The 23,104-nt window shown below is 61.0% G+C and carries 25 protein-coding genes; 8 read left to right on the top strand and 17 right to left on the bottom strand.

Going from position 1 to position 23,104, the window contains the following annotated elements:
• Position 1 precedes the first annotated feature (1 nt).
• Positions 2-427, bottom strand: coding sequence for a cupin domain-containing protein (locus FHT73_RS21965; RefSeq protein WP_112400543.1), 426 nt, complete (start codon positions 425-427; stop codon positions 2-4).
• Positions 427-1,197, bottom strand: a complete 771-nt coding sequence (gene gloB / locus FHT73_RS21960) for a hydroxyacylglutathione hydrolase (RefSeq protein ID WP_112607951.1) — start codon at positions 1,195-1,197, stop codon at positions 427-429. The genes FHT73_RS21965 and gloB overlap by 1 nt, the downstream gene beginning before the upstream one ends.
• Before the next feature lie 53 nt (positions 1,198-1,250).
• Between gloB and FHT73_RS21955 the strand changes: the two genes are divergently transcribed.
• The 3 genes from FHT73_RS21955 (at position 1,251) to FHT73_RS21945 (ending at position 4,168) form a co-directional block, all read left to right on the top strand.
• Positions 1,251-2,030 carry a class I SAM-dependent methyltransferase gene (locus FHT73_RS21955; protein WP_112336433.1) on the top strand — a complete coding sequence of 260 codons (780 nt, stop codon included), beginning with the start codon at positions 1,251-1,253 and terminating at the stop codon, positions 2,028-2,030.
• Between the two features lie 102 nt (positions 2,031-2,132).
• Positions 2,133-3,242: a histidinol-phosphate transaminase gene (hisC, locus tag FHT73_RS21950; protein ID WP_112607719.1), complete on the top strand. Its 1,110-nt coding sequence runs from the start codon at positions 2,133-2,135 to the stop codon at positions 3,240-3,242.
• On the top strand, positions 3,239-4,168 hold the full coding sequence (locus FHT73_RS21945) for a prephenate/arogenate dehydrogenase family protein (RefSeq protein WP_246712197.1): 930 nt from the start codon (positions 3,239-3,241) through the stop codon (positions 4,166-4,168). Before hisC ends, FHT73_RS21945 begins: the two co-directional genes overlap by 4 nt.
• 64 nt (positions 4,169-4,232) lie before the next feature.
• Here FHT73_RS21945 and FHT73_RS21940 read toward each other — a convergent pair whose 3' ends face one another.
• Positions 4,233-5,246, bottom strand: a complete 1,014-nt coding sequence (locus FHT73_RS21940; RefSeq protein WP_112413836.1) for a DUF2125 domain-containing protein — start codon at positions 5,244-5,246, stop codon at positions 4,233-4,235.
• 50 nt (positions 5,247-5,296) lie between these two features.
• On the opposite strand from FHT73_RS21940, the gene FHT73_RS21935 reads away from it, so the two are divergent.
• Entirely contained in the window at positions 5,297-5,830 is a 534-nt protein-coding gene (locus FHT73_RS21935; protein ID WP_183714835.1) for a gamma-glutamylcyclotransferase, read from the top strand.
• 27 nt (positions 5,831-5,857) lie between these two features.
• Here the strand turns inward: FHT73_RS21935 and FHT73_RS21930 are convergent, their stop codons facing one another.
• From FHT73_RS21930 to ftsE, 4 genes are all read right to left on the bottom strand, one after another.
• Entirely contained in the window at positions 5,858-6,661 is an 804-nt protein-coding gene (locus tag FHT73_RS21930) for a 1-acyl-sn-glycerol-3-phosphate acyltransferase (protein WP_112607715.1), read from the bottom strand.
• Between the two features lie 142 nt (positions 6,662-6,803).
• Complete coding sequence (locus FHT73_RS21925; RefSeq protein ID WP_112412676.1) at positions 6,804-7,520, bottom strand: YdcF family protein; 717 nt, start codon at positions 7,518-7,520, stop codon at positions 6,804-6,806.
• 75 nt (positions 7,521-7,595) lie between these two features.
• Positions 7,596-8,543: an ABC transporter permease gene (locus tag FHT73_RS21920; RefSeq protein WP_112336440.1), complete on the bottom strand. Its 948-nt coding sequence runs from the start codon at positions 8,541-8,543 to the stop codon at positions 7,596-7,598.
• 91 nt (positions 8,544-8,634) lie between these two features.
• Entirely contained in the window at positions 8,635-9,294 is a 660-nt protein-coding gene (gene ftsE / locus FHT73_RS21915; RefSeq protein WP_015341323.1) for a cell division ATP-binding protein FtsE, read from the bottom strand.
• Positions 9,295-9,504: 210 nt separating this feature from the next.
• On the opposite strand from ftsE, the gene FHT73_RS21910 reads away from it, so the two are divergent.
• The 3 genes from FHT73_RS21910 (at position 9,505) to FHT73_RS21900 (ending at position 11,378) form a co-directional block, all read left to right on the top strand.
• Complete coding sequence (locus tag FHT73_RS21910; protein WP_183714829.1) at positions 9,505-10,170, top strand: hypothetical protein; 666 nt, start codon at positions 9,505-9,507, stop codon at positions 10,168-10,170.
• 141 nt (positions 10,171-10,311) lie between these two features.
• Positions 10,312-10,860 carry a hypoxanthine phosphoribosyltransferase gene (hpt, locus tag FHT73_RS21905; protein ID WP_132720689.1) on the top strand — a complete coding sequence of 183 codons (549 nt, stop codon included), beginning with the start codon at positions 10,312-10,314 and terminating at the stop codon, positions 10,858-10,860.
• A 158-nt stretch (positions 10,861-11,018) separates the two neighbouring features.
• Complete coding sequence (locus tag FHT73_RS21900) at positions 11,019-11,378, top strand: response regulator (RefSeq protein ID WP_112400551.1); 360 nt, start codon at positions 11,019-11,021, stop codon at positions 11,376-11,378.
• 72 nt (positions 11,379-11,450) lie between these two features.
• On the opposite strand, the gene FHT73_RS21895 is transcribed toward FHT73_RS21900, so the two are convergent.
• From FHT73_RS21895 to argH, 4 genes are all read right to left on the bottom strand, one after another.
• The gene (locus FHT73_RS21895) at positions 11,451-14,192 is read right to left on the bottom strand and encodes a TIGR02302 family protein (protein ID WP_183714826.1); all 2,742 of its coding nucleotides are present in this window, start codon (positions 14,190-14,192) and stop codon (positions 11,451-11,453) included.
• Between the two features lie 224 nt (positions 14,193-14,416).
• Complete coding sequence (gene lysA / locus FHT73_RS21890) at positions 14,417-15,688, bottom strand: diaminopimelate decarboxylase (protein ID WP_183714824.1); 1,272 nt, start codon at positions 15,686-15,688, stop codon at positions 14,417-14,419.
• A gap of 13 nt (positions 15,689-15,701) precedes the next feature.
• The gene (locus FHT73_RS21885; RefSeq protein WP_015341316.1) at positions 15,702-15,896 is read right to left on the bottom strand and encodes a lipoprotein; all 195 of its coding nucleotides are present in this window, start codon (positions 15,894-15,896) and stop codon (positions 15,702-15,704) included.
• 99 nt (positions 15,897-15,995) lie between these two features.
• Complete coding sequence (argH, locus tag FHT73_RS21880; RefSeq protein ID WP_183714821.1) at positions 15,996-17,396, bottom strand: argininosuccinate lyase; 1,401 nt, start codon at positions 17,394-17,396, stop codon at positions 15,996-15,998.
• Between the two features lie 23 nt (positions 17,397-17,419).
• Here argH and FHT73_RS21875 point away from each other — a divergent pair, with 23 nt between their 5' ends.
• Positions 17,420-18,085, top strand: a complete 666-nt coding sequence (locus FHT73_RS21875; RefSeq protein ID WP_112607703.1) for a TlpA disulfide reductase family protein — start codon at positions 17,420-17,422, stop codon at positions 18,083-18,085.
• Between the two features lie 158 nt (positions 18,086-18,243).
• Here the strand turns inward: FHT73_RS21875 and FHT73_RS21870 are convergent, their stop codons facing one another.
• The 6 genes from FHT73_RS21870 to FHT73_RS21845 form a co-directional block, all read right to left on the bottom strand.
• On the bottom strand, positions 18,244-19,122 hold the full coding sequence (locus FHT73_RS21870; protein ID WP_015341313.1) for a 3-hydroxybutyryl-CoA dehydrogenase: 879 nt from the start codon (positions 19,120-19,122) through the stop codon (positions 18,244-18,246).
• 144 nt (positions 19,123-19,266) lie between these two features.
• Positions 19,267-20,196: an electron transfer flavoprotein subunit alpha/FixB family protein gene (locus FHT73_RS21865; RefSeq protein ID WP_112607701.1), complete on the bottom strand. Its 930-nt coding sequence runs from the start codon at positions 20,194-20,196 to the stop codon at positions 19,267-19,269.
• 27 nt (positions 20,197-20,223) lie between these two features.
• Positions 20,224-20,973: an electron transfer flavoprotein subunit beta/FixA family protein gene (locus tag FHT73_RS21860; protein WP_112607699.1), complete on the bottom strand. Its 750-nt coding sequence runs from the start codon at positions 20,971-20,973 to the stop codon at positions 20,224-20,226.
• A 195-nt stretch (positions 20,974-21,168) separates the two neighbouring features.
• The gene (locus FHT73_RS21855) at positions 21,169-21,747 is read right to left on the bottom strand and encodes a cob(I)yrinic acid a,c-diamide adenosyltransferase (protein WP_112607697.1); all 579 of its coding nucleotides are present in this window, start codon (positions 21,745-21,747) and stop codon (positions 21,169-21,171) included.
• 182 nt (positions 21,748-21,929) lie between these two features.
• Positions 21,930-22,133 carry a twin transmembrane helix small protein gene (locus FHT73_RS21850; RefSeq protein ID WP_047630776.1) on the bottom strand — a complete coding sequence of 68 codons (204 nt, stop codon included), beginning with the start codon at positions 22,131-22,133 and terminating at the stop codon, positions 21,930-21,932.
• Between the two features lie 121 nt (positions 22,134-22,254).
• Positions 22,255-23,088: an SDR family oxidoreductase gene (locus FHT73_RS21845; RefSeq protein ID WP_183714819.1), complete on the bottom strand. Its 834-nt coding sequence runs from the start codon at positions 23,086-23,088 to the stop codon at positions 22,255-22,257.
• Between the last annotated feature and the right edge of the window lie 16 nt (positions 23,089-23,104).

Genomic DNA, 23,104 nt, shown 5'->3' with positions numbered 1-23,104 from the left:
TTCAGTCTAAGGCTGGCTTCCAGTCCGGCGGTGCCATCTCGAAGCTCGAAAATTCGAAGCCGGGTGCCACCGTACATCCGACAAGCGTGAATTGCCCGAGGCTTTCGGCTGATTGCCACCAGTTGGCTGGAATGATCGCCTGCGGGCGCTCGCCCTTTGCCAGGTCGAGGCCCAGCATGAGGGTTTCGCTGGTCTTGCCGTCGGCGGAACGATGTAGGGCAAGCGGGGCACCGGCATAGTAGTGCCAGACTTCGGCGGCATCGTGCACCCGATGCCAGTGCGAGCGTTCGCCGGTTTCGAGCAGATAGTAGATCGCCGTGGAATGGCCGCGGGCGCCGCCGTTTTCGTCGCGAAAGGTCTGCACGTACCAGCCGCCTTCCGGATGCCGCTGCATGGAGAGCGTTTCGATGATCTCCTTTGCCTGCATCAGAAATTATCCTTGCGCTTGCGGATCTCGGCAAAGACCTCGTCGTTACTGCGGCTTTCCATCAGCAGGTTGCGGCGGATCGCGGGATCGGCGGCGCGCAGGAACGGGTTCGTTTCCTTCTCCAGCGCCAGTGTCGTCGGGATGGTGAACTTGCCTTCCGCCCGCAGGGCTTCGATATCTGCGGCGCGTGCCTTCAGCCGCTCGTTGTCGGGATCGATGGTCAGAGCGAAGCGCGCGTTGGAGAGCGTATATTCATGGCCGAAATAGACGGCTGTTTCGTCCGGCAGCACGGCAAGCTTCTGCAGCGAGGCCCACATGTCGACTGGTGCGCGCTCGAACAGGCGGCCGCAACCGAGCGCAAACAGGGTATCGGCGGCAAAGAGCAGCTTGTCGTCGGCAAAGTGATAGCAGACGTGTCCGGCGGTGTGGCCGGGCGTTTCGATAACATTGACCGTATGGCCGGCAAATTCGAACGTATCTCCATCGCCGACCGCGCGATCGAGGCCCGGAATGGCGACGGCCTCGTTGATCGGGCCGATGATCTCCAAGCCGAACTGTTCCTTCAGCGCCAGATTGCCCTCGACATGATCGGTGTGATGATGCGTGGTCAGGATATGGCTGATCGTCCAGCCGCGACGATCGGCCGCCTTCAGGATGGCATCCGCCTCCGGAGCGTCGATCGATGCCGTCAATCCGGTTTCGGGATCATGGACCAAGACGCCGTAATTGTCGGAACGGCAGATAAAAATCTCTAATTCCAATGGTTTCATGATCGAAATCGTCCTCATCTTTTCCGTGAGTAGAGAATGTAAGCCGTTCGGCCTTGAAGTCCAACGTTCGGCTGATAACATTTGTTTCGATGCATACCGATATCGTCGATCTCCGCCAGTTTTATCATTCCGAGCTCGGTCGCTTGGCGGAGCAGTCGATTGCCATGGCGCTGTCCTCCATCTGGGCCCGCATGCCGGAGGAGAGGCTTGTCGGCCTTGGCTATGCGGTGCCTTATCTCGACCGCTTTCGTGCCGACACCGAGCGCACCTTCGCCTTCATGCCGGCCGGTCAGGGCGCGGTGAACTGGCCGATGGGGTCGGCCTCGGCGACGGCCCTGGTCTTCGATGAAGAACTGCCGCTGCCCGACAGTTCGATCGACCGCGTGCTGATGGTGCATTCGCTGGAATTCGCCGAAAGCCCGCGGGAGACGCTCAAGGAACTCTGGCGCGTTCTGGCGCCCGGCGGGCGGCTGGTCATCGTCGTACCGAACCGCACCGGCGTGTGGGCGCGCATGGAACATACGCCCTTCGGCTCCGGCCGGCCCTATTCGCGCGGCCAGCTCACCTCGCTTCTGCGCGAAACCAATTTCACCCCCGGTGCGACCGCGGAGGCGCTGTTCTTCCCGCCTTCGAAGCTGCGTACAGTGCTGCGGCTGCGCCGCGCCTTCGAGCGGATCGGCCGAACCCTATGGCCGGCTTTTTCCGGGGTCATCATCGTCGAGGCGCAGAAGCGGCTTTATCAGGGCCTGCCTGTTGCCGTCCGCGCCTCGCGCCGCGTCTTCGTGCCGGTGCTTGCACCGCGCGGCATACCGACGACGCGCGATGGCGCGTGACGCTTTCGCCGTAGCGCTGACACTCGACAAATTTATCAATCCGCTTTAATGCGACGGGGTGTCACAAACCGGAATTTTCCGGCGCTTCCCAAGGTCGATCCCATGAGCATGGAAATGAGCAAGCCCGTCCCGCGTCCCGGCATTCTCGATATAGCCGCCTATGTGCCGGGCAAGGAGCATGCACCGGGCGTTGCGCGCGTGTTCAAGCTCTCCTCGAACGAGACGCCGCTTGGCGCCAGCCCGAAGGCCATCGAAGCCTTCCGCGGTGCTGCCGGCAATCTCGAGCGCTATCCGGACGGGCAGGCCAAGGAACTCCGCCAGGCGATCGCCGATGTGCATGGGCTGAATGTGGCCAATATCCTTTGCGGCGCTGGCTCGGACGAATTGCTCGGCCTGCTCTGCCACACTTATCTCGGCACCGGTGACGAAGGCATCATCACCGAGCACGGCTTCCTGGTCTACAAGATCCAGATCATGGCCGCCGGCGCGACACCGGTTACGGTCAGGGAGAAGGATTGCACCGTCGATGTCGACGCGATCCTCGCGGCCGTTACGGAGAAGACCAAAATGGTCTTCATTGCCAATCCGGCCAATCCCACTGGAACATACGTGCCAGTCAGCGAGATCCGCCGCCTGCAGGCAAGCCTGCCCAAGCACGTCATTCTCATCCTCGACGCTGCCTATGCCGAATATGTCCGCCGCAACGACTACGAGGCTGGCCTTGAGCTCGTTTCGGCAAACCAGAATGTCGTCATGACGCGTACCTTCTCCAAGGTTTACGGCCTGGCAGCCCTTCGTATCGGCTGGATGTATGCCCCGGTCGATATCGTCGATGCGATCAACCGCGTGCGCGCTCCGTTCAACCTGAACAGCGCGGCCATTGCTGCCGGAGCCGCTGCCATTCGCGATCAGGCTTTCACGGAAAAGGCGATCGCGCATAACACGCTCTGGATCGAGAAGATGACGACTGCGCTCGAGGCTCTCGGCCTCAAGGTGACGCCGTCGGTTGCGAATTTCGTCCTGATCCATTTCCCTGACAGCGACGGCAAGCGTGCTGCAGAGGCCGACGATTTTCTGACGAGCCGCGGTTATATTCTGCGCGCCGTCCGGGCCTATGGTTTCCCGAATTCGCTGCGCTTGAGCATCGGCACCGAAGAGGCCAATCTCGGCGTCATCGACGCTCTGGCCGAATTTATGGGACGCAAGGCATGAGCAACATCCAGTTCGACCGCATCGCCCTTATCGGCATCGGCCTTATCGGCTCCTCCATCGCCCATGATCTCAAGCGTCTCGACCTGGCCAAGGAAGTGGTGATCTCGACACGCAGCGCCGAGACGCTGAAGCGTGCCGAAGAGCTGAAGCTCGGCGACCGCTATATGCCGTCCTCGGCCGAAGCCGTGAAAGACGCCGATCTCGTCATCGTTTCCGTGCCTGTGGGCGCTTCGGAGAGCGTCGCCAAGGAAATCGCTGCGCATCTGAAGCCGGGCGCCATCATCACCGATGTCGGCTCCACCAAGGCATCGGTGATCGCACAGATGCAGCCGCATATGCCGCCCAACGTGCATTTCATTCCAGGCCATCCGCTCGCAGGTACGGAGAAATCCGGTCCGGATGCCGGTTTTCCGGGGCTGTTCAAGGGGCGCTGGTGCATCTTCACGCCCGTTCCGGGCACCGACGAGACCGCGATCAAGACGCTGCGCACCTTCTGGGAAACACTCGGTTCCCGTGTCGACGAGATGGATCCGGAGCATCACGACAAGGTGCTGGCCATCGTCTCGCATCTGCCGCATCTCATCGCCTACAACATCGTCGGCACCGCTGATGATCTGGAGACGGTGACCGAATCGGAAGTCATCAAATATTCGGCATCCGGTTTCCGCGACTTCACCCGCCTTGCCGCATCCGATCCGACCATGTGGCGCGACGTCTGCCTGCACAATCGCGATGCCATTCTGGAGATGCTGTCGCGCTTTTCCGAGGATCTGGCATCGCTGCAACGTGCGATCCGCTGGGGTGACGGCGACAAAATCTTCGAACTGTTTACCCGCACTCGCGCCATTCGTCGCTCGATCGTCGAAGCCGGCCAGGATGTCGACGTGCCGGATTTCGGCCGTCATGCGCTGGATGCGAAGGAATAGCTACTCTTCCGCCTTCTCCCCCTCGGGGAGAAGGTGCCCGATAGGGCGGACGAGGGGCAGCCTCTCAGATCGGTGGGATCTTGCCGAGCGGGATGAAGCCGCTGAGCGAGAGACGGCCGCGATCGGCGGTGAGATCGACGGAAACCTTATCGCCGCCGTTGGCAAGCGCCTTCAGCATCTTCGTGGCCGTCTTGATGATGTTCTTGGCGGCAGGAAGCGTCGTGGTCAGGCTATCGCCCCAAGGCCCGATCTGATTGATCTCCAGCTTGAACTGGCCTGATAGAAGACCCTCATCGTCGAAATTGAAGGGGCCGGAAAGCGTCATGATGCGACCGTCGCCGATATCGATGACGGCCTGATGCAACACGCCTGCCGAGCCGCGAAGCCCCTCTCGGTCGCTGCCGTCGAGCAGGCCGGCCTTGCCTGATAGCGTCACGTTGGCGCTCGTGGATGCGGTCGGCAGGACCTGGGGGAAATCCTTGATCACGGCATTGGCATTTTCAACGCCGATCGCGAAATCCAAGTCGCTGCCGTTCTGGCTGGCATGCATCTCCGTGTGGGCGGCTGTGACATTGACACTCTGGCCGGTGACGGAGGAGACGACGCCCGCCTTCAGCCCATTGATGACAGTCTGTGTCTGCGCCACGCCGCGGCCCTTGGCGACGAGGTTCGATTGCAGGTCGGCCCATTCTGCCGATACGGCTAGGCCCTCCGTCGTCCGCAACTCGGCAGGAGATTTCAAGCTCCAGCTCACATGGTTGGGCTGGAAGACCGGTGCGGAGGCGCTGAGCCTGTCGAAACTGGTGGAGACGCCCCGCGTCTGGTTGTCGACCGTCACCGTGTCGCAGGTCAGGCCGATGGAGAAGGGGAAGCCGTTGAAGGCCATGTTCTCGCATTTGCCGGCAATGCCGGCGCTGTTCTGCTGGCCGAGCGCCTTCAGGACATTGGTTCTGACGAAACCGGTCGCATAGTACCAACCGCCGGTGTAAAGACCGGCCAGAACCACCACCAGTCCAAAAAGGATGAGCCACAGACGTTTGCCTCGACCGGTCGTTACGCTCTGGCTTGACGCTGCCATGTTGTTCTCCAATGGTTGGACTGAAGCTTCACAGTGATTTGGCGTTGGATATGGACGAATTTTGGGTGTTTGGCTACGGATCCCTCATGTGGAATCCGGGCTTTGATTATGACGAGCGGGCCGAGGCCCTGATTTTTGGTTATCGTCGCTCGCTCTGCGTCCGTTCCTGGGTCCATCGCGGCACGGAAGAAAATCCCGGCCTTGTCCTCGGCCTCGATCGCGGCGGTTCCTGCCGCGGCATGGCCTTTCGGGTTGCCGACGTCGATTGGGATGAGGTGCTGACCTATCTGCGCGAGCGCGAGCTCGTCACCAACGTCTATCTGGAAAAGACCCTGCCGATTCGGCTCAGCGACGGGCGGCGTGTGACCGCCGTCGCCTATGTCGTCGATCGCAACCACAGGCAATATGCCGGCTCGCTGGATGCGATCGAGGCGGCGCATGTGGTGGAAGCTGCCAATGGGCGTTCCGGCCCGAACGATGCCTATCTCTTCAATACGCTGACGCATCTGCGCGACATGGGCATTCGCGATCACTGGCTGGAGCAGGTCGCCGGCGAGGTGGAGCGGATGCGAAAGGCATCCTGATTCTATCGCATAGAATCGAGAGCTCGCTCAGACTGCGGCGGTGACCGGCTTTGTCTTGCCGATTTCGGCCAGGCGCTGGACTGCGGTCGGAGGAAGCGGCAGATGCGGATTGTTGGCGACCGTCTCGACCAGCAGCTCGTCGCTCGCTCTTTCCGTTTCCTCGATCAGGCGCGCGAAAAAGGCATCGGGATCCATGCCGGGCTCGATCGGTGGCAGGATGCGCACCTTGATATGGCCGGGATATTTGCGGAAGGTGCGGCGCGGCCAGAAAAGACCTGGATGCATGGCGACGGCGACGACGGGGATACCGAGGTCGCGATACATCCGGGCGATGCCGTATTTGTAGACGGGTTCCGCACCTGGCGGGCGGCGTGTACCCTCAGGGTAAATGATGAGCTGGCGGCCGGTAGCAAGTTCCTCGCGTGTGCGCTTCAGGACATCGAACATGACCTTGCCGCGGGCGCTGCGATCCACCGGGATCATGCGTTGCTTCTTCGCATACCAGCCGAACAGCGGGATCCACAAAAGCTCGCGCTTCAGGATATAGACCGGATCGTCGAGATAGGGCAGCAGCGCGAATGTATCCCAGAAGGATTGGTGCTTAGGCGCGAAGATGAAGCTGCCCTTGGGGAGATTTTCAAGACCCTCGATCTCGAAGGTGGTGCCGACGATCTTCTCCATCAGCCAGGTGCTGGATTTCGCCCATGCCTTCGGGATCGCGTAGGCCGCCTTGCGCGGCATGAGGAAGTAAATCGGCGTCAACACGATCATGCGAATGATCAGATTGGCATAAAAGGCCGTGTTGAACAGGATCGAACGCAAGATAATCATCGAGGCTTTTCCAATGCACCGGCTTGCGCCGGCATCTGAAGGTTTGCCTACACGATTACAGCGTCAATAAAAAGTCGATCTTTGCGTGGTTTCGCGCCTTCAAGCGCGTTGCCTCTCCGAGATTCGGCCTTTGCTGCGAGCCTCAGTCGTCGTCTTCAGCCGGCTGCCGCGAGCGCAGGCCTACCGGTCGGCCGAGGCCGGTCAGGTTGCGGGCACCGGCGAGGAGGACCTTCGCATATTCGGAGATCATCGTCCGCAGCGCATTCGGGTCCGTGAACCAGTTCTTGGCCTTCAGATCGGAGTTGACGACCGGATAGGGAATGAAATCGGTCGAGGGGTCGACATATTTCAGTTCGGCGAGGCTGCGGGGCATATGGTAGTTGTTCGTGACAACGAGAACGCTCTTGTAGCCCCTGGCGTGGATCCACTTTGCCGCTTCGCGGGCATTGCCGATCGTATCGAGTGCGTCGTAGCCGATGTCGACGCAGCAGCTGAACAGGCTGGCGGAACTCTGCGTCAGCTTGCGGATTTGCGTCGGCGTGGTGGTCGGATGTGCGCCCGAGATCAGGAGACGGTTTCCGGCGCCGGTCCGTAGCAGCTCCACCGCCTGATCGATCCGCTGATAGCCGCCCGTCAGCACAACGATAGCATCGGCCTTCGGCTCGAGCGGCGGTTTCAAGGTAGTGATCGAATCGGCAAAATGCAGGAAGCCGCCGAAAACGATGGCGGCGAGGAAGATGAAGGCGAAGCCGCCCCAGCGCAAGAGACGCCGGAACAGGCTGCGGCGCACGGGTCTATCGCCGCTGGGGCGTGTCCGCAGCGACTGCAAACTTATGGTCTTGCGAGTCGTCAGATCCATGCTCATGATTCGCTATTATACGCCAATTGCGGCAAGGAACGGGCTGGCACACGGTAAAAAAACATCGCTGAAGCGTCAATTCGGTACGCTATCCGTCCGCCCGGGATCGGAACGAACCAGATCGATCTCATAGATCGTGTGCATGACGGTGAAACGTGCCGTCAGCGTCGTCAGCAGCGCGATGATGATCATGGTGGCGAGAATGCCGATATAGCCGAGCGCGCCGACGGAGAAGGTCCCGAACAATGCGGTTGCCTGATCGGTCTGCGGTGTGGCGATCGTATGGCTCTGCAGGAGCCCGGCTGTCGCGAAGAACAAGGCGGCGAGCGCGCTGCCGGCTCCCGAGCCTTTGAGGCTGATCTTCAGGAAATGCTTCTGGAATTCATTGGCGACGAAGGTGCTTTCGGCACCAACGAAATGCAGGACTTCGACAATATGGCGGTTGCCCGACAATGCGCCGCGCGTGGCGAAAACCACCGTCAGGACCATGGCGGTGAAGACGAGCAGCAGGACGCCCGTGCCGATGAGAACGGTGGTGTGCGCCATCGACACGAGCCGGTCGACCCAGGTGCGGTGGTCGTCGAGCGTTGCCTGCGGGATCTGCGCCTTGAGCAATGCGCGCATCGCTTCGAAATCGGGTGGATGCGTCTCATCGATGGTGATGATGACGAGGCGAGGGACAGGCAATTCCTTGATATCGAGGCCGGCGCCAAGCCACGGTTCGAGCAGGCGCGCGGTTGCCGCTTCATCGACGATCTGGCCCGATTTGGTGCCGACGAAGCTGAGCGCGATATCGCGGGCGCTCGCGAGCGCCTTTTCCATGTCGAGATTGTCGTCCGGCTTGATCTGGATGGTGATCTCGCGGGAAATCTGGCTTTCCCAGCTTGCCGCTGTCGAGCGCACCATGCTGACCGCACCGAGCGTCAAGCAGGCGAGAAAGGCCATAATGGCGATAACGACGATGAGCGCATTGCCCTGTATGTTCGAAGACGGCACGATCGGCCCCGTCGGGCGCACGCGCATCTCCGGGCGCTTGCGTTCTGCAGGCGGTGTGCCGGGCGCTTGGCGTGCTCGCGACGCCCCGGCATTCGGGGCTGTCCTGCGGGGGCGGGGGTCAGTCATAGATATCGAGATGCCCCCCCGATAGGATCATGCGTCTCGCCTCGATCTGGTCCATCAAAGCGAGATCGTGCGTCGCAATGACGACGGCAGTGCCGAGCCGGTTAAGCTCCAGAAAGAGATTGAGCAGGCGGCGCGCCATCGGCGGATCGACATTGCCCGTCGGTTCGTCGGCGAGCAGGATTTCCGGGCGGTCGATGAGAGCTCGCGCGATGGCCGCGCGCTGTTTTTCGCCGCCCGAAAGAACTGGCGGCAGCACGTTGATGCGCTCGCCCAGGCCCACCCATTTCAGCAGTTCCAGGACGTCGGTGCGATAGGAGCTTTCATCCTTGCCGCGCACGCGCAAGGGCAGGGCAACGTTTTCGTATGTCGTCAGATGTTCGAGCAGCCGGAAATCCTGGAAGACGATGCCGACGCGGCGGCGCAGCAGCGGCAGTTCGTTACGTGGAATCGAGGAGATCTCCCGGTCGAACATGCGAATCAGCCCGCGCGTCGGCTGCAGCGACATGAAGAGCAGCCGCAACAGTGTCGTCTTGCCGGCGCCGGAGGGGCCGGTCAGGAACTGGAACGATTTCCTCGGTATGTCGAAGCTCAGGTCGCGGAGGATTTCCGGACCCATGCCGTAGCGCAAACCGACGTTCTCAAAATGAATCAACGGGCAGTCCAGTCTTCCGCAGGGTTCAATCAGGCGACTTGTTAACCAATGGCATTAACAGCCGGTAAATTTTTCTGGAAAGGCGCCCTATTCATGGCGATCTTTGCGAAGCATTAACCAATAAAATTTACGACTGGGCAGGATTCGTTTCAATGCCCAGATTGGCAATGGGCGTCGAAACCATGTGGATCACCGCAACGGGAGGCCATCATGGGCGCTTTTCGCCACCGTCAACAGCAGGCGGGGCTGGTTTATGACCTCATTCCGCCCGAACGAGGAGCGGGGTCGGGCCAGGCGCATTACGTCATGCCGAAGCCCGATATCGTCGATGCCGAATTCGTGACCGTTTCCGCTGCACGCGGACGGACTGCGTCCGGCGTTAACATGCGCTATGGCGGGCATACCAGACCAAAACCGCAACCCGTGACGCGCAAGACCACCTTCTCACGCATCCTGTCCGTCTTGCGCGGTGTCGAGGAGGTCTTGCAGCAGGCATCGCGTCGCAGTTTCGTTGCGCTCATCGTCTGCCTCGCGATCTTGATCTTCGGTCTTTCGGGCGGTTTTTCCGGTCTCTCCAACACCCCCGCCGAGGCGACGTCCGATCCGCTGCAGTTCTCGCATGTGACGCTGACGCCAAGGGATGAGAGCGGGTTGCCCGTCTTGAGATTGAACGGCATCATCGAGAATGTCAGCGGTGCTACGCTTTCGGTTCCGCAGGTGCGCGCCGATCTTTTTGCCGGCGGCCAGCTGGTCAGGAGCATCGTTGTGGACACGCCCGTCGATCGCCTCGGGCCGCATGAAAGCCGCGGATTTTCGACGCGATTGCAGCATCCCGGTGGAAAAACGCCGGATGTCCGGCTTTCCTTCATGCCGTAGGGGGTGTGTCGGGCTTGCCGATTGTGCTAGGGGCTACTGCTTTAGAGTGCTACAGCGACCTTTGCGCGTCATATGTGATACGCGGCGCTATAGAGCTTGATCGGCGGCCACGGGCCGCTTAGCCATGGAGCATGCCAATCAATGCCTGTTGTACGCGGGAAGAATATCGAGCCGCTTTTCACTGCCGAGCAGATTGCCGAGCGCAATCATGCCTTGGCGAAGGAAATCGCCAAGGGGCCGACGAAGGACCTCCTCGTGATCGCCATCCTCAAGGGCTCATTTATCTTCGCAGCCGATTTGCTCCGTGCTCTGCATGAGACCGGGCTTGCCCCGGAGGTCGAGTTCATCACGCTTTCGAGCTACGGCGCCGGCACGACGTCGCAGGGCGTGCGCATCGTCAAGGACATTGACAGCGACGTCAAGGATCGGGACGTTTTGCTGATCGACGACATTCTGGAATCGGGCCGTACGCTGCGTTTCGCCAAGGAACTGCTCTATGAGCGTGGCGCCCGCAACGTCACGCTGGCCGTCCTGCTCGACAAGAGCGTCAAGCGCCAGGAAGAGCTGGAGGCCGATTATGTCGGCTTCGAATGCCCTGATTATTTCGTTGTCGGCTATGGCATGGATGTCGCCTACGCCTTCCGCGAATTGCCCTTCGTCGGTGTCGTCACGGGCGACGCCGAGGCCTGATTCAGAGTTAATGCAGGCGGCATGTCCGCCTGTCCCATTCTGCTCCAGCGATGACGAACCGTTAACCACGGAGCCGATCGCCCGCCCGCTGTTTACCTATCGCAAACGGAATTCTGATGATTTCGGTCGCGGAACATGACGGACCAGGAGCACGGACCATGGCAAAAATTCTGATCACGGAAGACGAAGACTCGCTTCGCAGCTTCGTCGCCCGCGCGCTGCGCTTGGACGGCCACGAGACCGAAGAGGCAGCCGACGGCGCAGAAGGCTTGGAGAAACTGAAACAGGGCGGCTACGACCTGCTTCTCTCGGATATTCGCATGCCCGTGATGGACGGTATCGAGCTCGCGCATCAGGCGCATTCGACGTGCCCCGGGATGAAAATCCTGCTGATGACCGGCTATGCGGAGCAGCGCGAGCGCGCTGACGACCTTATGGAAAAGATCGTCGACGTCGTTGCCAAGCCATTTGCGCTGCCGGACATCCGCAAGGCTGTTGCGCGGGCCTTGGCTGCCTGACATTGCTTCTGGTCAGCACGGGTGTCCTCGTGCTGGCTCCATTCTCGTCATGGGCGGCAGTCCAAAGCTGCCTCACTGACCCAAATTCAGCAGACGTTCCAGATAGCGCCGTTCTTCGCTGAGCGTGGGATTGTTACTCAGCCGCTCGCGAATGGCATCGAGAATTTGGCGGGCGCGCTCTGCGTTGATGATATCAGGCACCATGTTGTCGTTAGGGTTGTCCGAGAAACCACCCTCGTTGCGCGACCGGCCGAGCGGATCGCGGCCGTTTTGGCCGCCTTGGCCCATCTGCCCCGGCATCTGTCCCTGACCCTGGCCTTGTCCCTGCTGCATCTGGGCCATGAGCTGGTTCATCATTTCGCGCGTGCCCTTGCGCAGGGCGTCCAGCGCGCGTCCCTGGCCCTGCACTGCGCCTTCGCCGTTGCCCTCGGCAAGCTGACCGGACGCCCCCTTCATTTCCTGCTGTGCCTTGCCGTAATTCTGATTTGGCTTCATGCCCAGTGAGCCAAGGTTTTTCTGGAGTTCGCCAAGCTGTTTGCCGAGATCCTCCTGCTGCTGGCGCAGCTGCTTCAGCGCGTCGCGCAGCTGATCGGCCGTCATGCCATCGGTGGGATCCTTGCCCTTATCGCCCTGCTGGTTCTGGCCTTGCTGCTGATCCTGTTGGCCCTGATTGCGCTGGCCCATATCCGGGCGCATCGGGTCGTTGAGGCCGGGCATAGGCTGATCCATCAGGCCATCGCCGTCCTCGTTGGAATCGCCGCGCTGCATACGATCGCGCATGGCTTGATCAAGCTTGAAGGTCTGATCCATCAGCTTCTGCTGATCGCGCATGATGCGGCCGAGCTTGTCCATCTGCTCGCGCATCTTGTCGTTGGCCTGGTTCTGCTGCTGCCCAGGCTGCGGCTTGCCGGCCTGCAGGCTGTTCATCAGCTGCTGCAGTTCGGAAAGCATCTGCTGTGCGGCCTGGCGATTGCCGGAGCGGGCGAGATTCTCGATCTGATCCATCATGCGCTGCAGATCCTGCTGGCGCAGTATATTGGCGGAACGCTGGTTCGGCTGGGCCGGCATGTTGCGCATGCGCTCGGCCAGCTCCTTCATATAGGCGTCCATCGCCTTGCGCAGCTCGTCAGTCAGCTTCTTGATCTCGGCGTCCGAGGCGTTGCGCTGAAGCGCATCGGAGAGCTTCTGCTGGGCGTCGCGCAGGGCCTTTTCCGCGTCCGTAAGCTGCGCATCTTCCATGCCGAGCGCGATCTGCCAGAGATAATCGGCCGTATCCTTCAGCGAGGTCTCGTTGCTCGCGAGCTTCATGCGCGTCAGCGCCGACTTGATTGCTAGATAGTTGCCGAGATCGGGGATTGTCTCTTCGGGCCGTATGGTCAGAGACTTGTTGAGTTCGATCGCTTCCGGCATCTTCCGCGTATCAAGCGCGAAGACCTGACGTTCTTCGGCCACGGCGGCAGCGAGCGGCTGGCTGAAATTACGGGACGGCAATACCATCTCATAAGGTGAGCTGCGGCCCGTCTGGCCAGCACCGTCCTTGGCGACGAGGGTGATGCGCACGCGCTTGCCGGCCAGCGGATCCTGAGTCAGATCATGGCTTGCCAGACCCTTGCCATTGCGGCGGTCGCGACGCGGCATTTCGAGTTTGAATTCCGGCAAGCCATAGAGCGGCGTCGCGGCAGGATCGGATTCCACCGGCACGATCTCGGCACGGGCTTCCTCAACGCCGTAATCATCCCTGACCTTGAAGCCGAGTTCCAGCGCACCGCTGGCCGTCGCATGCGGAACGCCGTCGAAGGTGATCTCCGGTGGTTTATCGATGACCACATTGAAGGACCAGGACTTGCCGTTGACAGTGAGTTCGCCACCCTTTTCGAGCTTCAGGACGTGCGTGCGTGCGACCATCCCGTCTACAGCCGGGATATTGCCGGTGCCGTTTGCTGCGGGCGGCACGGCGGTAGGCGTTGCAGGTTTTGTGCCAGCCAGGCCCTGCTCGTCGGCATCAGCGGCCTGCTCGGGTATTTCGGCGCCTTTTTCCGCGCCAGCCGCCTGGAACAGCACTTTCTCATCCGTGGCAGCACCTGAAACACGTACAGTGAGCTCGGAGAATTGCGGCACGTTCAGGCTATTGCCGGCATTGTCGACATTGCCGGTTAGATAGACCGGAGGCTCGCCGGTGTAATAGGGCGGGGTGACCCAGGCATCGACGCGGACATCCGGATTGCTCGAGGTGGAGGTCGATGCCGTGAAGGCATCACTGAGCGAGCCGCCGCTGTTGGACATGGAAAAGCTGAAGGCCGTTACGAGCAGCAGCGCTGGAATTGCGCGCAATGCAAAGCGGTCGTAGCGCGTGATATCCGGCCTGGGCAGGCCGGCATCCAGGGCGGCGATGCGCTCGGCCATGCGCGTCTGGTGTTCGCGCCAGAGTGCACGCGCAAACGGGGTGTCGAGCGCCGGTTCGTCTTCCTGCACCGTAACGGGCTGGTGGGCGAGACCATTGCGCTCTTCCAGCAGTCGGTCCGCCTCTGTGGTATTCGGCCAGTGCAGGCGGCGTAGCGGATAGAGGGAGATGGCGAAGCCGACCGCGAAGACGGCAAGCAGCAGAAAGCGCAGAATATCCGGCGGCATGCGGAAAATGCCGAACCAGGCGACGGAGAGGAAAAGGGCCAGAATGGATGCCGGTAACAACAGCCGTGGCAGAAGCTGTTCGCTGACCAGAACCAGCCGAGCAAAGAGACGCTTGACCGCAACCATGCGCGCCAGCGCCGGACGGGTGGCGAAAGCGCCCTTCTTAGGGTTGCTGGGGCTGGTCATCGGTCCGGTCTTCTCCCGATCTGACGTTGGCTAGTAGCCCGTTTGGGTGGCGCGGCGTCCCACACGCGGTGCTCGGCGAGACACCATTCAATCAAAGATAACATTCTTTGTGGCGAAGACGAGGGCAACGGGCATGAAAGGCTGCTTTTTCACCGGACTTCGCCGAAACGTGATCGGGTCGGGCGGCTATTCCACCGTCCCCCGAAATCATGGATTGAAGCCGATTATCCCTCAAGCCAGGCCGGAATCGAATCCAGGCCGATCAACTCTTCATAAGTCGCGCGCGGGCGGATGACGTGGAATTCATTGCCCTTGACCAGCACTTCCGGAACCAGAAGCCGGCTGTTATAGGTGCCGGCCTGCACGGCGCCATAGGCACCGGCCGAGCCGACCGCGAGGAGATCGCCGGGCTTCGGCAGTGCCATCTCGCGGTCGAGCGCCAGATAATCGCCGGTTTCGCAGACCGGGCCGACGACATCGGCCTTGATGCGCGGCGTGCTCACATCGCCGACAGCAACCGGCCTGATCTCGTGATAGGCTTCGTAGAGCGTCGGGCGAATGAGGTCGTTCATGGCGCCGTCGACGATGACGAAGCTCTTGTCGCCGCCATCCTTCACATAGATGACCTCCGTCACGAGAATGCCGGCATTGCCGACGATCAGGCGACCGGGCTCTGTGACGATCCGGCAGTTGAGGCCGCGCAACTGGTTCTTGACGATTTCGGCATAGGCATCCGGCAGCGGCGGCGGATTGTTGTCGTCGCGATAGGGGATGCCGAGGCCGCCGCCGATATCGACATGATGGATATCGTGACCATCGCCGCGCAGCGTTTCCACGAGGTCGCGCAGCAGCTTGAAGGCGTCGTCGAAGGGCTGCAGCTCGGTAATCTGGCTGCCGATATGCATGTCGATGCCGGTGACCTTGATCCCAGGCAGGTTGGCGGCGCGTTCATAGACGGCGCGGGCGCGCTGCCATGAAATGCCGAACTTGTTTTCCTTCTTGCCGGTCGAAATCTTCGCATGCGTGCGCGCATCGACATCGGGATTGATGCGGAAGGAGACGGGTGCCACCTTGCCGGCGCGGACGGCGCGCTGGTTCAGCACTTCCAGCTCCGGTTCGGATTCGACGTTGAAGCAGTAGATGCCGGCTTCGAGCGCCGCGTCCATTTCCTGCGCCGTCTTACCGACGCCGGAGAACATGATGCGGCTTGCGGGAATGCCTGCGGCCAGTGCGCGGCGCAGCTCACCGACAGAGACGACATCGACACCAGCGCCGAGGCGGCCGAGCGTCTTCAGCACCGCCTGGTTGGAATTGGCCTTCATGGCATAGCAGACCATGGCATCGACATCGTCGAAGGCTTCCGCGAAGACGCGGTAGTGGCGTTCCAACGTAGCCGTCGAATAGACGTAGAAGGGGGTACCGACCGCCTTGGCGATCTCCGGAACCGGTACATCCTCGGCGTAGAGGATGCCGTCGCGATACTCAAAATGGTTCACGGTCGTTGCCTAATTAGAGAAGCGGGTCGAGGAAGAACTTCTTGTCCTCCGTGCCCGGCTCCTTCGTCGGCTTGGAGACGTCCCCGCCTTTGGTCGCATGAGCACTCGGAGGATCGAGAGGGCCTTTGCGGCCACATCCGACGACGGCAAGGCCGACGACCGAAAGCACGACGGTCAGGCGGATGATGTGCGGCATGTTGATCTGCATCGAAATCCTCTTGGGCGGCAAACGCGGAAGTCACTCTTCTTAGCGAAGTTTCCAGGCCTTGTGCACCCTGATTGTTGGTTGTGACTTTCGCCGATTTTCTTAGTTGCGGGCGCGCCAGAAGGCGATCTGCTTGCGCACTTCCGAGGGCGCCGTGCCGCCGAAGCTCTTGCGGCTGGCGACCGAGGCCTCGACCGTCAAGACATCGAAGATCTTGTCGGTGATATCCGGATGGATTGCCTGCAGATCCGCAAGCGACAGCTCCGCCAGCTCGCAGGATTTGCTTTCGGCAAGCGCCACGGCGCGGCCCGTCACATGGTGGGCATCGCGGAACGGCAGGCCCGCTTCGCGCACCAGCCAGTCGGCAAGATCAGTGGCGGTGGAATAGCCGGAGCCGGCGGCGGCCTTCATGCGGGCGGTGTTGATCGTCATATCACGCATCATGCCGGTCATGGCGGCAATGGCGAGTTCCAGGCTCGCGGCAGCGTCGAAGACCTGTTCCTTGTCTTCCTGCATGTCCTTGGAATAGGCGAGCGGCAGGCCCTTCATGATCGTCAGCAGCGCCACCAGCGAGCCGTTGATGCGGCCGGTCTTGGCACGCACGAGTTCAGCGGCATCCGGATTCTTCTTCTGCGGCATGATGGAGGAGCCGGTGGAGAAGGCGTCGGACAGGCGCACGAAGCCGAATTGCGGCGTGGACCAGATGACGATCTCTTCGGCAAGGCGTGATAGATGCATGCCGGCGATGGCGGCAATCGACAGGAATTCGAGGGCGAAATCGCGGTCGGAGACGGTGTCGATCGAGTTGCGGGTCGGCTCGCGAAAGCCGAGCGCCTTGGCCGTCATGTGGCGATCGATCGGAAAGCCGGTGCCGGCGAGCGCCGCGGCGCCGATCGGCGATTCGTCCATGTGCTCGATGGCATGGCGCACGCGCGAGCGGTCGCGGCCGAACATTTCGACATAGGCCATGCAGTGATGTCCGAAGGTAACGGGCTGCGCCGTTTGCAGATGGGTGAAGCCAGGCATGACGCTGTCGGCATGTTCCTCGGCACGGTCGAGGAAGGCCGCGATCAGCTCGGTCAGCGCCTGCTCGCATTTCTGCAGCTCTTCCTTCACCCACAGGCGGAAATCGAGCGCCACCTGGTCGTTGCGCGAGCGAGCGGTGTGCAGACGGCCGGCAGCCGGGCCGATCAGGGTCGCAAGCCGCGCCTCGACGTTCATGTGGATGTCTTCGAGGCGGCGTGAGAATTCGAAATTGCCGCTTTCGATCTCTGACAGGATCGTGTTCAACCCGTGAACGATCTTGTCTTTATCCTCGGTTGAAATGATGCCTTGATTGGCGAGCATGCTCGCATGCGCGATTGAGCCGCGGATGTCCTGGGCAAACAGCTTCTTGTCGAAATCGATCGAGGCATTTATCTCCTCCATGATTGCCGCGGGGCCGGAAGCGAAACGCCCGCCCCACATCTGGTTGGAGGATTTGGTGTCCGTGCCGTCAGTCATGAGATGCCCACCTGGAGAATGAAATGACAGCAAAGAAGCCGTTCGGTCTGCCGTCCATGAAACTTGTTATGCTTGCCGCCGTCGCCGGGGTTATTGCCGGTGCGGCAGCGGTATACGTGAAGGAGGCGGGGTATGGCAATGGCATTGGTGAAACGGCCTCAGCCGATCAGTGCGGGTCGGCCAGGGATCGCGCTGCTGCCCTGACGCCATTCACCAAGGGGCAGGTCGCCGCCATGAGCGTGCCGCCGGCGCCGATCGCGCTCCAGGGTGTTTCCTTCAAGGGGGCTGACGGGCAGTCGCTGTCGATGAGCAATTTCGCCGGCAAGACCGTGCTCTTAAATGTCTGGGCGACATGGTGCGTGCCGTGCCGTGAGGAAATGCCGGCACTGAATGCGCTTGAGAAGAGCGTCGGCAGCGACAAGTTCGAGGTGGTCGCCGTCAACATCGATACCGGCGACGATGAAAAGACCAAGGCCTTTCGTGCGGAATATGCCATCGACAAGCTCGGCTACTATCGCGACAACACGATGGGCGTGTTCAACGTATTGAAGAAGCAGGGGCTGGCCTTTGGTTTGCCGGTGACCCTGTTGATTGACGACAAGGGCTGCCTGCTGTCGGCGATGAACGGACCGGCGGCCTGGGACAGCGAGGATGCGAAAGCGTTGGTGAAGGCTGCGGCTGGGATTTGATTTTTCACCTTCTCCCCTCGGGGAGAAGGTGCCTGGTAGGGCGGATGAGGGGAGTGTCATAGCAAACGCGTCGCTGGGCAAAGAAGCAGCGTCTTGCCGGTAACGCCCCCTCACCCCGCGCTGCCGCGCGACCCTCTCCCCGAAGGGGCGAGGGTGTTTTATCGCGTCGGAACCGGCGTTTCGCCGCGGTAGTCATAGAAGCCGCGGCCCGATTTGCGGCCGAGCCAACCGGCTTCGACATATTTCACCAGCAGCGGGCAGGGGCGATACTTGGAGTCGGCGAGCCCGTCATGCAGCACCTGCATGATCGAAAGGCAGGTGTCGAGGCCGATGAAGTCGGCAAGCTGCAGCGGACCCATCGGATGGTTGGCGCCCAGCCGCATGGCGGTATCGATGGCATCGACGGTGCCGACGCCTTCATAGAGCGTGTAGATCGCCTCGTTGATCATCGGCAGCAGGATGCGATTGACGATGAAAGCGGGGAAATCCTCGGCGACGGTGATCGTCTTTTCCAGCGAGGAAACATAGTCCTTGGCGGTGGAGAAGGTCGATTCGTCGGTGGCGATGCCGCGCACCAGTTCCACCAGCTTCATAACCGGAACCGGATTCATGAAGTGGATGCCCATGAAGCGCTCGGGACGGTCGGTGGCGGACGCAAGGCGGGTGATCGAGAGCGACGAGGTATTCGTTGCGAGCAGCGCTTCGGGCTTCAGCACCGGACACACCTGCGCATAGATCTTGCGCTTGACGCTTTCGTCTTCCGTCGCAGCCTCGATGGCGAGATCGACCTGAGCGAGATCGTTGAGATCGGCAGAGCCGGTGATGCGGGCAAGCGCTGCCTTGCGTTCCTCGTCGGTCGTCTTGCCGGACGCGACCTGGCGGGCGAGGTTGCCGTTGATGGTGGCTAGCCCGCTTTCGATGCGGTCCTGCGCGAGATCGTAGATATGAACCTTGTAGCCGGCCATGGCGGACACATGGGCAATGCCGCAACCCATCTGGCCCGCGCCGATAATACCGATCGTCTTCAGCGAACTCATTGCCAACTCCCCGGCGCGCTCCTGGCGATGCGCTATGCTTTTAACTCAAATTTGCCGGGCCATTTCTAGCCCGGCAAAGATTGATAGACCTATAAGAGACGATTTTCCAGTCTCTCGCAACTGCGAGAAGGCCGGTGGGCGCGATCAAAGCGCCTTTTGGAGTTCCGGCAGTGCCTCGAAGAGGTCTGCGACGAGGCCGTAATCGGCGATCTGGAAGATCGGGGCTTCCTCGTCCTTGTTGATGGCGACGATGACCTTTGAGTCCTTCATGCCGGCCAGATGCTGGATGGCGCCGGAGATGCCGCAGGCAATGTAGAGCTGCGGTGCGACCACCTTGCCGGTCTGGCCGACCTGCCAGTCGTTCGGGGCATAGCCGGCATCGACGGCAGCGCGCGAAGCGCCGACGGCAGCGCCGAGCTTGTCGGCAACCGGCAGGATGACTTCTCGGAACTTCTCGGCAGAGCCGAGTGCACGGCCGCCCGAGATGATGATCTTGGCCGACGTCAGCTCCGGACGATCCGAGCTCGACAGCGCATCGCCGACGAAGGTGGAAAGGCCGGGATTGGCCGCGGCGGACACCGTCTCGATCGCAGCAGAGCCGCCTTCGGCAGCGGAGGCGAAGGAGGCCGTGCGCACAGTGATGACCTTCTTGGCGTCGGTCGACTGCACCGTCTGGATGGCATTGCCGGCATAGATCGGCCGCTTGAAGGTGTCGGCGGAAACGACTTCGATGATCTCGGAGACCTGGGCGACATCGAGCAGGGCGGCAACGCGCGGCAGCACGTTCTTGCCGACCGAGGTCGCGGCGCCGATGATCACGTCATAGGAACCGGAAAGCGAAACGATCAGAGCTGCCAGCGGTTCTGCGAGATTGTTGGCGAGGCTTGCATCCTCGGCGACCAGTACCTTGGAGACGCCGGACAGCTTTGCCGCCTGCTCGGCCGCAGCCTGGGCGCCAGCGCCGGCGACGAGCACATGAATGTCGCCGCCGATCTTTGCGGCCGCCGTCAGCGCCTTGGCGGTCTGATCGGAGAGGTGGGCGTTGTCGTGATCAGCCAGAAGAAGAATGGCCATGATGTCTAACTCCTCGTTCGGACTGGGTTAAAGCACGCCGGCTTCGGTCTTGAGCTTTTCGACCAGCTCGGCAACCGAGCCGACCTTGACGCCTGCCTTGCGGCCACCGGGCTCTTCCGTCTTCAGGACCTTCAGGCGCGGCTCGGTCGACACGCCGAAATCGGCAGGCGATTTCTTGTCGAGCGGCTTCTTCTTGGCCTTCATGATGTTCGGCAGCGAAGCGTAGCGCGGTTCGTTCAGGCGCAGGTCTGACGTGACGACGGCTGGAAGCTTGACTTCGATCGTCTGCAGGCCGCCATCGACTTCGCGGGTGACCTGGGCTTTGCCATCACCGATCTCGATCTTCGAGGCGAAGGTTGCCTGGGCGGTGCCGAGCAAGGCTGCCAGCATCTGGCCGGTCTGGTTCGAGTCGTCATCGATCGCCTGCTTGCCGACGATGATAAGGCCCGGCTGTTCGGTCTCGGCGACGCCTTTCAGGATCTTGGCGACGGCGAGCGGCTCGAGGGCATCGTCGGTCTCGACCAGGATGGCGCGATCCGCGCCCATGGCGAGCGCCGTGCGCAATGTCTCCTCGGCCTTGGCAGGTCCGATCGATACGACCACCACTTCCTCGGCCTTGCCGGCTTCCTTCAGACGCAGCGCCTCTTCAACCGAGATCTCGTCGAACGGGTTCATCGACATCTTCACGTTCGAAAGCTCAACGCCGGAACCATCCGGCTTCACGCGAATCTTGACGTTGTAGTCAACAACCCGCTTGACGGGGACGAGAATCTTCATGGAATCCTTCCTTCAACATGACCGCCCGAGAACATGCGCTGTTTAGCGCCATTCCATTTGTCGAATGGCGACATGGATACGCGTTTTTTTCCCAATTACAACGCTTCCAGGCCGCCGAGAGACGAATTGCTTGAAAGGCATAAATAACGTTTACGTCAACGTCAATATGTGTGCCCTGGCGATTGGCATGTGTCGCTATCGATTCTTGCCGGGAACCCAGAGCACATCGCCTCGGCCCTTATCGTTCGCGTAGCGCGCCGCAACGAAAAGCAAATCGGAGAGCCGATTGACGTATTTCAGGGCCGCCGGGCTGACGCGTTCGCCTTGCTCACGCGACAGTGCCACCATCAGTCGCTCGGCACGTCTGGCAATGGTACGGGCGAGGTGCAGATGGGCAGATGCGGCGCTTCCGGCCGGCAGAACGAAGGATTTCAGCGGCTCGAGATCGGCATTGAGCAAATCGATATCATGTTCCAGGCGTTCGACCTGATGGTCGGTGATGCGCAAGGGTTCATAGGGTAGGGGCTCGTCCGTTTCGGGCGTCGAAAGATCGGCGCCCAGATCGAAGAGATCGTTCTGGATGCGCATCAGCAGCGCGTCGATCTCGGGCATGTCACCCATGTGCAGCCGGGCGACGCCGATGGCGGAATTGGCTTCATCGACCGTGCCATAGCTTTCGACGCGCAGATCGTGCTTGAGCCGCCTGGGACCTGCGGCAAGGCCCGTCGTCCCATCATCGCCGGTCTTGGTATAGATCTTGTTGAGCTTGACCATCGTGTTCCTGTGGTTAGAGCCTTTCGCTTTTCTTCGGATCGCGAAATGCTCTAACCCTTTGTTTTACTTAATTCCGGACGGAAAACCGCTTCGCACTTTTCTCAGAATAGCTTTCGAGCATGATGCCGAAAAGTGTGAGCGGTTTCAGATTTTAGGTCGAACAGACCTAAAATCATCCGGCTCTAGGCCGGGCGGCCGCCGCCGGTCAGCCAGAGCGTCAGCATGATCAGGATCACCGCGACTGCCTGCAGCAACACACGCAGCTGCATCAGCCGGTTCGAAAGGTTCGGGTTGTCGCCTTTCATCATGTTCAGCAGGCCGCGAACAAGAACGATCGCGACAAGTCCCATGACAATGATGGCGGCAACATAAGTAACGGTAGACATGGCTCCTCCATCCTTGTCTTCAGGGTCGCTCGGCATTCCGCAGAAGCTTCAAGTCACCCATTGTCGTCATTTTGAGCAATCTCAAGCGGAAAAGTCGCTTTGCGCCTTTCCTGGTATTGCTCTAATCCAGCCGGCGCATCAGACGATAGAAAAGGTTAGCCGGCAATAGCCTTTTCAAGAGCACGCCCTGCTTGGCCGGTGTCGTTACCAGATAGTGCGGGCGCGGATTTCTAACGTTCAAAGCCGATTTTAGCACATCATAGACCGCTTCCGGGCCTAATTTATGTTTACTGATCGGGCCTGATCCATCAAGCCGCCTGAGCTGCCTGCGGTATTCCACCGCATGGAGAGAACCTGCGAGCTCGATGTGCTCATTGATCTTGGCGAGCGCATTGGCGGTAAACCGCGTCGCGATCGGGCCGGGTTCGATCAGGCTGACATGGATGCCGCTGTCCTGCAGTTCCATTCTGAGCGTGATCGTCAGCCCTTCGAGCGCAAATTTCGAGGCCGTGTAGGCGCCGCGGAAACGGTAGGGGACGAGTCCCAGAATGGAGGAGCAATTGACGATGCGGCCATGGCCCTGTTTGCGCATTAGCGGCAGGATCTGACGCGTCAGCTCGTGCCAGCCGAAAAAGTTAGCTTCGAACTGTTCGCGCAGTACATCGGTCGTCAGGTCCTCGACGGCGCCCGGCTGCCCGTAGGCGCCATTGTTGAAGAGGGCGTCGATACGGTCGACCGTACGCTCGCGTACCGTTGCTACTGTAGCGGAAATGGTCTCAGGCTTTGTGTAGTCGAGGAGCAGCGCTTCGATGCCGTCGGCTTCGAGCGCGGCGAGATCGTCTTCCTTGCGCACGGTTGCAAAGACGCGCCATCCGTCGGCCTTCAGTGCCCGCGCGCAATAAGCGCCGATGCCGGAGGAGCAACCAGTGACGAGTATCGTGCGTTGTTCCGTCATGGGAAGATGATTCCTG

It is taken from the genome of Rhizobium sp. BK098 (assembly GCF_014193155.1).
Classification (GTDB): Bacteria; Pseudomonadota; Alphaproteobacteria; order Rhizobiales; family Rhizobiaceae; genus Rhizobium.
The sequence above is the reverse complement of the archived record's forward strand: the minus strand, read 5'-3'. Positions and strand labels throughout refer to the sequence as shown.

Coding starts and splice junctions, on each gene's coding strand:
- FHT73_RS21965 (WP_112400543.1), bottom strand. CDS start 427: ATGCAGGCAAAGGAGATCATCGAAACGCTCTCCATGCAGCGGCATCCG.
- gloB (WP_112607951.1), bottom strand. CDS start 1,197: ATGAAACCATTGGAATTAGAGATTTTTATCTGCCGTTCCGACAATTAC.
- hisC (WP_112607719.1), top strand. CDS start 2,133: ATGAGCATGGAAATGAGCAAGCCCGTCCCGCGTCCCGGCATTCTCGAT.
- FHT73_RS21945 (WP_246712197.1), top strand. CDS start 3,239: ATGAGCAACATCCAGTTCGACCGCATCGCCCTTATCGGCATCGGCCTT.
- FHT73_RS21940 (WP_112413836.1), bottom strand. CDS start 5,246: ATGGCAGCGTCAAGCCAGAGCGTAACGACCGGTCGAGGCAAACGTCTG.
- FHT73_RS21935 (WP_183714835.1), top strand. CDS start 5,297: ATGGACGAATTTTGGGTGTTTGGCTACGGATCCCTCATGTGGAATCCG.
- FHT73_RS21930 (WP_112607715.1), bottom strand. CDS start 6,661: ATGATTATCTTGCGTTCGATCCTGTTCAACACGGCCTTTTATGCCAAT.
- FHT73_RS21925 (WP_112412676.1), bottom strand. CDS start 7,520: ATGGATCTGACGACTCGCAAGACCATAAGTTTGCAGTCGCTGCGGACA.
- FHT73_RS21920 (WP_112336440.1), bottom strand. CDS start 8,543: ATGCGCGTGCGCCCGACGGGGCCGATCGTGCCGTCTTCGAACATACAG.
- FHT73_RS21910 (WP_183714829.1), top strand. CDS start 9,505: ATGGGCGCTTTTCGCCACCGTCAACAGCAGGCGGGGCTGGTTTATGAC.
- hpt (WP_132720689.1), top strand. CDS start 10,312: ATGCCTGTTGTACGCGGGAAGAATATCGAGCCGCTTTTCACTGCCGAG.
- FHT73_RS21900 (WP_112400551.1), top strand. CDS start 11,019: ATGGCAAAAATTCTGATCACGGAAGACGAAGACTCGCTTCGCAGCTTC.
- FHT73_RS21895 (WP_183714826.1), bottom strand. CDS start 14,192: ATGACCAGCCCCAGCAACCCTAAGAAGGGCGCTTTCGCCACCCGTCCG.
- FHT73_RS21885 (WP_015341316.1), bottom strand. CDS start 15,896: ATGCAGATCAACATGCCGCACATCATCCGCCTGACCGTCGTGCTTTCG.
- argH (WP_183714821.1), bottom strand. CDS start 17,396: ATGACTGACGGCACGGACACCAAATCCTCCAACCAGATGTGGGGCGGG.
- FHT73_RS21875 (WP_112607703.1), top strand. CDS start 17,420: ATGACAGCAAAGAAGCCGTTCGGTCTGCCGTCCATGAAACTTGTTATG.
- FHT73_RS21870 (WP_015341313.1), bottom strand. CDS start 19,122: ATGAGTTCGCTGAAGACGATCGGTATTATCGGCGCGGGCCAGATGGGT.
- FHT73_RS21865 (WP_112607701.1), bottom strand. CDS start 20,196: ATGGCCATTCTTCTTCTGGCTGATCACGACAACGCCCACCTCTCCGAT.
- FHT73_RS21860 (WP_112607699.1), bottom strand. CDS start 20,973: ATGAAGATTCTCGTCCCCGTCAAGCGGGTTGTTGACTACAACGTCAAG.
- FHT73_RS21855 (WP_112607697.1), bottom strand. CDS start 21,747: ATGGTCAAGCTCAACAAGATCTATACCAAGACCGGCGATGATGGGACG.
- FHT73_RS21850 (WP_047630776.1), bottom strand. CDS start 22,133: ATGTCTACCGTTACTTATGTTGCCGCCATCATTGTCATGGGACTTGTC.
- FHT73_RS21845 (WP_183714819.1), bottom strand. CDS start 23,088: ATGACGGAACAACGCACGATACTCGTCACTGGTTGCTCCTCCGGCATC.